The organism is Desertihabitans aurantiacus (assembly GCF_003344635.1).
In the GTDB taxonomy this organism is placed as follows: domain Bacteria; phylum Actinomycetota; class Actinomycetes; order Propionibacteriales; family Propionibacteriaceae; genus Desertihabitans; species Desertihabitans aurantiacus.
Window position 1 is genome coordinate 1 of sequence record NZ_QPKK01000185.1, and the last position, 7,823, is coordinate 7,823.

Below are 7,823 nucleotides of genomic sequence, written 5' to 3' on the forward strand. Positions count from 1 at the left end.
CCGAGGCGGACCGGTCGGCCGAGGCCACCAGCGGCCCGGCGCCGGCATCGACGCCGACCCGGGCGGCGGCCGCGGCCACCCCCTCCGCGCGCCGGGTCGCGGCCACCTGCTGACCGCCGTCGACCACCAGACCGGCCACCAGGAACAACCCGGCTAGCACGACGAGGACGAGCAGCGAGACCGACTGGCCGCGCTCGTCCGTCCGCATGCCCGCAGTCTGCCGTCCCCGGGCCGCGGTGCGCGAGGGGCACCGGCCGGTCTGTGGACGGCTAGCGTGACGCCCATGCCCAGCCCGCGGGACGAGCTCACCATCGGCGAGGTCGCCGAACGCTCCGGTGTCGCCCACACCGCCCTGCGCTTCTACGAGGAGCGCGGGCTGATCGCGAGCACCCGCAACACCGGCAACCAGCGCCGCTACCGGCGCACCACCCTGCGCCGGATCGCCTTCATCCGCTCCGCCCGGCGGGTCGGGCTCACCCTGGAGGAGATCGGCGAGGCGCTGGCCACGCTGCCCTCCTCGCGCACCCCCACCCGGGCCGACTGGGCCCGGCTGTCGCAGACCTGGCGGAGCCGGCTGGACGAGCAGATCGAGCGGCTGGAGCGGCTGCGGGACCAGCTCGACGGCTGCATCGGCTGCGGCTGCCTCAGCCTGGACTCCTGCGCGCTGAGCAACCCCGACGACGCGCTCGCCGGCGACGGTCCGGGTGCGGTCCGGCTGGAGGCCACGGGGCGCGGAGAGGCCGCCGGCAGGCACTAGGGTGCTGGCTGGTCGCACACCACGGACGAAGGGTCGCAATTCCATGGTCACGAAGGTCGCTCTGCTCACCGCCGGCGGGTTCGCCCCCTGCCTCTCCTCCGCCATCGGCGGGCTGGTGCAGCGCTACACCGAGATCGCCCCCGAGGTCGAGATCATCGCCTACAAGCACGGCTACCAGGGCCTGCTCTCCGGCGACTCGATCACCGTCACCGACACCGTCCGGGCCAAGGCCGGGCTGCTGCACGAGTACGGCGGCTCCCCGATCGGCAACAGCCGGGTCAAGCTGACCAACGCCAAGGACCTGGTCGAGCGCGGTCTGGTGGCCGAGGGTGAGGACCCGCTGAAGGTGGCCGCCGACCGGCTCGCCAGCGACGGCGTCGACGTGCTGCACACCATCGGCGGTGACGACACCAACACCACCGCCGCCGACCTGGCCGCCTACCTCGCCGCCAACGACTACGGCCTGACCGTGGTCGGGCTGCCGAAGACGATCGACAACGACGTCGTCCCGATCAAGCAGTCCCTCGGCGCCTGGACCGCCGCCTCGATGGGCGCCCGCTTCGCCCAGAACATCGTCGCCGAGCACAACTCCGGCTCGCGGATGCTCATCGTGCACGAGGTGATGGGCCGCAACTGCGGGTGGCTGACCGCCGCCACCGCGCAGGCCTACCGGGAGTGGCTGGACGGCCGGGAGTGGCTGCCCGAGATCGGGCTGAGCCGCGAGGCCTGGGACGTCCACGCCGTCTACGTGCCCGAGGCAGAGATCGACATCGACGCCGAGGCCGAGCGGCTGCGCTCGGTGATGGACTCCGTCGGCAACGTCACCATCTTCCTCTCCGAGGGAGCCGGGCTGGAGTCGATCGTTGCGCAGCTGGAGGCGTCGGGCCAGGAGGTCGCCCGCGACCCCTTCGGCCACGTCAAGCTGGACAAGATCAACCCGGGCGCCTGGTTCTCCGAGCAGTTCGCGGCCAAGCTCGGCGCGGAGAAGGTGATGGTGCAGAAGTCGGGCTACTACTCCCGCTCGGCCGCGGCCAACCAGGCCGACCTGGAGCTGATCCGCTCGATGACCGACCTCGCCGTCGACTGCGCCCTGCGCGGGGAGTCCGGCGTGATCGGCCAGGACGAGGAGCGCGGCGAGGAGCTGCGGGCGATCGAGTTCGAGCGGATCAAGGGCGGCAAGCCCTTCGACATCACCACCGGCTGGTTCAGCTCCATGCTGGCCTCGATCGGCCAGCCGGCGCCGACCGCCGCCGCATCCGCCGCCCACTGACGGTCCGGAGTCGGCCGGTGGGCGAGCTGCTGAAGAAGATCACCTCCCAGCCCTGGGTGGCGCACCTGCTCCGGGCGAACGCCCGCTTCGACGCGCGGATGGGCAACGCCTTCGCCGGCGCCATCACCTACTTCTCGGTGCTGGCGCTGGTGCCGGTCGTCGCGGTGGCGTTCGGGCTGGTCGGGCTGCTGTTCGCCGACGAGCTGCGCACCGGGCTCGACGACGTCCTGTCCGCGTTCGGACCCCAGCTCACCGACACCCTCCAGCCCGTCCTGGAGGAGGGCCTGGAGGGGGCCGGGGCGATCGTCGGCGTCGGCGGCGCGACGGCCCTCTACGCCGGTGCGAACTGGGTCGCCCAGCTGAAGAGCGCGGTGCGCGCGCAGTGGCGGCCGCGGTTCGACGACCCCGAGCACAGGCGGATGATCGTGCTCGAGACGGCGGTCAACATCGCGATCCTGATCGGTCTGATCGCGCTGGTGACGGGCACCGTCGCGCTCTCCTCGGTCGCGACCTGGCTCGCCGACACCGTGCTCGGGTGGCTCGCGCTGGACGGCGTCCCCGGCATCACGGTGCTGCTGCGGCTGGTGCCACTGCTCGGCTCGCTGCTGCTCGGGCTGGCGCTGTTCGCCTTCCTCTTCTCGGTGCTGCCGCAGACCCGGGTGCGCACCCCGGCCGTGCTCAAGGGCTGCGTGATGGGCACCGTCGGGCTGGCCGCGCTGACCTACCTGTCGAGCACGATCGTCGGGCTGTTCACCGAGAACGCGGCGTTCACCGTGTTCGGCCCGGTGATCTTGCTCATGCTCTTCCTCAACCTGTTCGCGCGGCTCATCCTCTTCCTGGCCGCCTGGGTCGCCACCTCCGAGCAGCGGGCGGTCGCCGGCGAGCGATCCGCGGCCGACGCCCCGCTGGAGGCCGACCCCGAGGTCGACCTGGAGCCGGCGGTCGAGCCGATGCCTGAGCCGGCCCACGCCGCCCCGGGTGGGCGGGGCCGCAACCCCTACGCCGCCAGGGTCGACTGGGCACGTCGGGAGCGGGTGCAGATCGGCCCGGAGCAGCTCGACGTCAGCTATCCGTCGGAGGACGTCAAGGTGCCGCAGACGGTGGCCGTCCGCTCCTCCCGGATCGCCTCGGCGGTCGGCTGGGTGTTCGGCGCCGCCTCCGGGATCGGGCTCGGCTCGCTGGTGGCCTCCCGGCTCGGGCGCCGCCGGCGCTGAGCGGCGCTCAGCCGGCCGGCTGCAGGGCGGGTGGCAGGAAGGCGGCGTGGGCCTGCAGCAGCTCCTCGGTCATCGCGCGCAGCTGCGGCAGGGTGCACAGCGCCCCGGCCAGCGGGTCCAGGGCGACGGCGTGGAAGACCGCGTCCCGGTCGCCCTCCAGCGCCGCCTGCAGGGCCAGCGTCTGCACCGCGATGTTGCTGCGGTTGAGCGCGGCCAGCTGCAGCGGCAGCGCGCCCTGGGCGGTGGGCTGCACCCCCTGGCCGTCGACCAGGCAGGGCACCTCGACGCACGCCTCCGGCGGCAGGTTGGAGATCAGCCCGGTGCGGTTGGGGACGTTGCCGTAGACCACGGTCGGGGTGCCGGTGACCACCGCGTCGACGATGGCCGCGCCGTACTCCACCGACGGCGCCAGCTCGGCCTTCAGCCGCGCCAGCTGCTGCTGCACCTCCCCGCCGCCGTCGTGGGCGGCGCAGATCTCGTAGTAGTCCCAGCGCTGGGGGATGTAGTCGGCGACCACCGCCGGGTCCTTGCGGAACCACGGCACGTACTCCGAGGCGTGGTGGCTGGACTCGGTCTGGAAGTAGCCGAAGGTCTCCATCAGCGCGGTGCGCACCTGCTCGTTGCCGCCCTCGTAGGTGCTGGCGGCGTCCGCGGCCCCGGAGTGGTCGCCGGCGTCGGCGCGCAGCTGCCCGGCGTCGCGTCCGGGCCGGTGCCGGGCCAGCATCGTCTCGCGCAGCCGCGGGTACAGGTCCTCCGCACCGCGGCGGAACTCCAGCACCCAGGCCTGGTGGTTGATCCCGGCGCAGCGGAAGGAGACCTCCTCGTAGGGGACGTCCAGGGTGCGGGCCAGCATCCGGGTGGTGCCCTGCACGCTGTGGCACAGCCCCACGGTGCGCAGCCCGCGGGCGTTGAGGTAGCCCGTGGCCATCGCCATCGGGTTGGCGTAGTTGATCACGGTGGCGTCCGGGCACAGCTCGCCGGCCACCGCGACGATCTCGTCGTAGGCCCGCACCGAGCGCAGGAAGCGGAACACCCCGCCCGGGCCGAGGGTGTCGCCGACGGTCTGGTCGACCCCGTGGCGACGCGGGATCTCCACGTCGTGACGGTAGGCCTCCACCCCACCCACCTGGAAGGTGATGATGACGAAGTCCGCCCCGCCCAGCGCCTGACGCAGATCGGTGGTCTCCACCACCGTGGCATCGAGGCCGTGGTGGTCGACCAGCTCCCGGGCGGCCGCGGCGACCGGGGCCAGCCGCCCGGCGTCGATGTCCATCAGGTGCAGCCGCGCCGACCGCAGGGCGGGGAAGCTCAGCAGGTCACCGACCAGGCGGAAGGGGAACACGAAGCCGCCGGCTCCGACGATGGCGATGGTGGGCTGGGACGTCGTCGTCATGCCCCCCGACCGTAGCGGGTCCGTCAGATCAGCTCTCGAAGGCCTCCGGCGGCGGGCAGGAGCAGACCAGGTTGCGGTCGCCGTAGGCCTGGTCGATCCGCGCCACCGGCGGCCAGTACTTGTCGCCGCGGCCCTCGGCCACCGGCCCGCTGCGGCGTCCGGTCGGGTAGCCGGCGACGGTGCGGGAGTAGGCGTGGGTCCACTCGTCGGCGGTCACCCGGGCCAGGGTGTGCGGGGCGTTGACCAGCGGGTTGTCCTCCCGGCCCCACTCCCCCGCCTCAACCCGGGCGATCTCCTCGCGGATGCCGATCATCGCCTCGCAGAACCGGTCGATCTCGGCCAGGTCCTCCGACTCGGTGGGCTCGACCATCAGCGTGCCGGCCACCGGGAAGCTCATCGTCGGGGCGTGGAAGCCGTAGTCGACCAGCCGCTTGGCGACGTCGTCGACGGTGATCCCGCTGGCCTTGGTCAGCGGCCGCAGGTCGAGGATGCACTCGTGGGCCACCAGCCCGCCGCGGCCGGCGTAGAGCACCGGGTAGTGCTCGGCCAGCCGGGCGGCGACGTAGTTGGCCGACAGCACCGCCTGCTCGGTCGCCGCGCGCAGGCCGTCCGCGCCCATCATGGCGATGTAGGCCCACGAGATCGGCAGGATCCCCGCCGATCCGTACGGCGCACCGGAGACGGGCCCGACGGCCGGCGCGGCCCCGTCACCGGCGTGCCCGTCGAGCGGGGCGACGTCCAGCATGGGGTGGGTGGGCAGGAACGGCGCCAGGTGCTCCCGGACGCCGACCGGCCCCACTCCCGGGCCGCCACCACCGTGCGGGATGCAGAACGTCTTGTGCAGGTTGAGGTGGCTGACGTCGGCGCCGATCTCCCCCGGCTTGGCCAGCCCGAGCAGGGCGTTGAGGTTGGCGCCGTCGACGTAGACCTGGCCACCGGCCTCGTGCACCGCCGCGCACAGCTCGGTGATGGTCTCCTCGAACACCCCGTGGGTGGAGGGGTAGGTGACCATGATCGCGGCCAGCCGGTCGCGGTGGGCCTCGATCTTGGCGTGCAGGTCGTCCAGGTCGACGGTGCCCTCGGCGGTGGAGCGGACCACCACCACCGACATGCCGGCCATCACCGCCGAGGCGGCGTTGGTGCCGTGCGCCGAGGACGGGATGAGGCAGACCACGCGCTCGTGCTCACCACGGGAGCGGTGGTAGGCGCGGATCGCGAGCAGGCCGGCGAGCTCGCCCTGGCTGCCGGCGTTGGGCTGCACCGAGACCCGGGCGTAGCCGGTGACCTCGGCCAGCCACTCCTCCAGGGTGGCGACCAGGTCGCGGTAGCCGCCGGCGTCCTCGACCGGGGCGAAGGGGTGCAGGTCGGCGAAGCCGGGCAGCGAGATGGGCTCCATCTCGGTGGTGGCGTTGAGCTTCATGGTGCACGAGCCGAGCGGGATCATCCCCCGGTCGAGGGCGAAGTCGCGGTCGGACAGCGAGCGCAGGTAGCGCAGCATCTGCGTCTCGGAGCGGTGGGTGCGGAAGACGGGGTGGGTGAGGAAGTCCCGCTCGCGCACCTGCCCGGCGAGGTCGCCGGTCGTGCGGTCGGACAGGGTGGCGCCGAAGGCCTCGCAGAGTGCCTGCAGCTGGTGCTCCCCGGCGTCCTCGCCGATGCTGATCCCGACGGTGTCGGCATCGACCGGACGCAGGTGCAGCCCGGCCTGGCGGGCGGCAGCGACCACCTGGCGGCCGCGGTGCGGGACCCGCACCTGCAGGGTGTCGAAGAAGCTGGTGTGGGCCAGCTCGAAGCCGGCCTCCTGCAGCGCGGCGGCGACCCGGGCGGCGTCGGTGTGCAGCCGGGTCGCGATCCGGCGCAGCCCGTCCGGGCCGTGGTAGACGGCGTACATGGCGGCCGTGACAGCCAGCAGCACCTGGGCGGTGCAGATGTTGGAGGTCGCCTTCTCCCGGCGGATGTGCTGCTCGCGGGTCTGCAGGGCCAGCCGGTAGGCCGGCGTGCCGTCGGCGTCCACCGACACCCCGACCAGCCGTCCCGGCAGCGAGCGCTGCAGCCCATCGCGCACCGACATGAAGGCGGCGTGCGGGCCGCCGTAGAACAGCGGGACGCCGAAGCGCTGGCTGCTGCCGACGGCGATGTCGGCGCCCCAGGAGGCGACGTCGGCGGTGATGGTCAGCGCCAGCAGGTCGCAGGCGGCCACCACCAGGGCGCCGTTGTCGTGGGCCTTCTGCGCGACCGCGGCCAGCTCCTCGAACCCGCGCAGCGCCCCGCTGGCCCCCGGCGTCTGCACCAGCACCGCGAACGCGTCGGTGGTCTGCAGCGCGGTGACCAGGTCGCCCTCGGCCACCACCGCCTCGATGCCGAGCGCGCGGGCGCGGGTCTGCACCACCGCGATGGTCTGCGGGAGGGTGTCGGCATCCATCAGGAACACCTCGCCCTTCTTCACCGAGCGGCGGGCCAGCGCCATCGCCTCGGCGGCGGCGGTCGGCTCGTCCAGCAGGCTGGCGCCGGCGACCGGCAGCCCGGTGAGGTCGGAGACCACGGTCTGGAAGTTCAGCAGCGCCTCCAGCCGGCCCTGGCTGATCTCGGGCTGGTAAGGGGTGTAGGCGGTGTACCAGGACGGGTCCTCCAGCACGTTGCGCCGGATCACCGCCGGGGTGAGGGTGCCGTGGTAGCCCAGGCCGATCATCGCCGTGCAGGGCCGGTTGCGGGCGGCCAGCTCGGCCAGCGCGACGCGGGCGCCGTCCTCGCTGAGCGGCTGCGGCAGCGCCAGCGGCTCGCGGGTGCGGATCTGCTCGGGCAGCACCCGGTCGACCAGCTCCTGCACCGAGGACAGCCCGAGCACGTCGAGCATCCGCTGCTGGTCCTGCGGGCCCACCCCGATGTGCCGGGCGGCGAAGGCGCCGTCGGCGGTGGCGGTCAGGACGTCCCCGGCGTCCGCGGTGGCGGACGGGGCGGGGCTGTCGGTCACGATGGCCATCTCGCTCTCCCTGCCACCGTCGGGGTCCCGCGGGTCAGCGGCTGGCTCTCCCCTCCCGTGGCCCGACCACCCTAGACGGCGGGCCGGCAGCGGGCACACCGGCGGCCGGGTGCCCCGTCGGGGCCAGGTCAGCCGGCCGCGCGAGCGCGGCGCGTACCCAGCCAGCCGCGCGAGCGCGGCCCGTACTCAGCCAGCCGCGCGAGCTCGGCGGC

The 7,823-nt window shown here is 73.6% G+C and carries 6 protein-coding genes; 3 read left to right on the forward strand and 3 right to left on the reverse strand.

What is annotated here, in order from left to right; all coding sequences use genetic code 11:
- Positions 1 to 208 (reverse strand): pilus assembly protein TadG-related protein (locus DVA66_RS14080; RefSeq protein WP_408608913.1); only part of this gene is annotated, 208 nt, incomplete at its 3' end.
- Positions 209 to 283: 75 nt separating this feature from the next.
- On the opposite strand from DVA66_RS14080, the gene soxR reads away from it, so the two are divergent.
- From soxR to DVA66_RS14095, 3 genes are read left to right on the forward strand one after another with little or no spacing between them, the layout of a single operon-like run.
- A complete protein-coding gene (soxR, locus tag DVA66_RS14085) occupies positions 284 to 757 on the forward strand; it encodes a redox-sensitive transcriptional activator SoxR (protein ID WP_114560658.1) in 474 nt (157 codons plus the stop codon).
- Positions 758 to 800: 43 nt separating this feature from the next.
- Positions 801 to 2,027: a pyrophosphate--fructose-6-phosphate 1-phosphotransferase gene (locus DVA66_RS14090; protein WP_114560659.1), complete on the forward strand. Its 1,227-nt coding sequence runs from the start codon at positions 801 to 803 to the stop codon at positions 2,025 to 2,027.
- A 17-nt stretch (positions 2,028 to 2,044) separates the two neighbouring features.
- On the forward strand, positions 2,045 to 3,241 hold the full coding sequence (locus DVA66_RS14095) for a YhjD/YihY/BrkB family envelope integrity protein (RefSeq protein ID WP_114560660.1): 1,197 nt from the start codon (positions 2,045 to 2,047) through the stop codon (positions 3,239 to 3,241).
- Between the two features lie 7 nt (positions 3,242 to 3,248).
- Here the strand turns inward: DVA66_RS14095 and melA are convergent, their stop codons facing one another.
- Both melA and gcvP read right to left on the reverse strand, forming a co-directional pair.
- Positions 3,249 to 4,634, reverse strand: a complete 1,386-nt coding sequence (melA, locus tag DVA66_RS14100; RefSeq protein ID WP_114560661.1) for an alpha-galactosidase — start codon at positions 4,632 to 4,634, stop codon at positions 3,249 to 3,251.
- Positions 4,635 to 4,662: 28 nt separating this feature from the next.
- Positions 4,663 to 7,611 carry an aminomethyl-transferring glycine dehydrogenase gene (gene gcvP, locus DVA66_RS14105; protein ID WP_114560662.1) on the reverse strand — a complete coding sequence of 983 codons (2,949 nt, stop codon included), beginning with the start codon at positions 7,609 to 7,611 and terminating at the stop codon, positions 4,663 to 4,665.
- Between the last annotated feature and the right edge of the window lie 212 nt (positions 7,612 to 7,823).

Coding starts and splice junctions, on each gene's coding strand:
- DVA66_RS14090 (WP_114560659.1), top strand. CDS start 801: ATGGTCACGAAGGTCGCTCTGCTCACCGCCGGCGGGTTCGCCCCCTGC.
- gcvP (WP_114560662.1), bottom strand. CDS start 7,611: ATGGCCATCGTGACCGACAGCCCCGCCCCGTCCGCCACCGCGGACGCC.
- melA (WP_114560661.1), bottom strand. CDS start 4,634: ATGACGACGACGTCCCAGCCCACCATCGCCATCGTCGGAGCCGGCGGC.
- soxR (WP_114560658.1), top strand. CDS start 284: ATGCCCAGCCCGCGGGACGAGCTCACCATCGGCGAGGTCGCCGAACGC.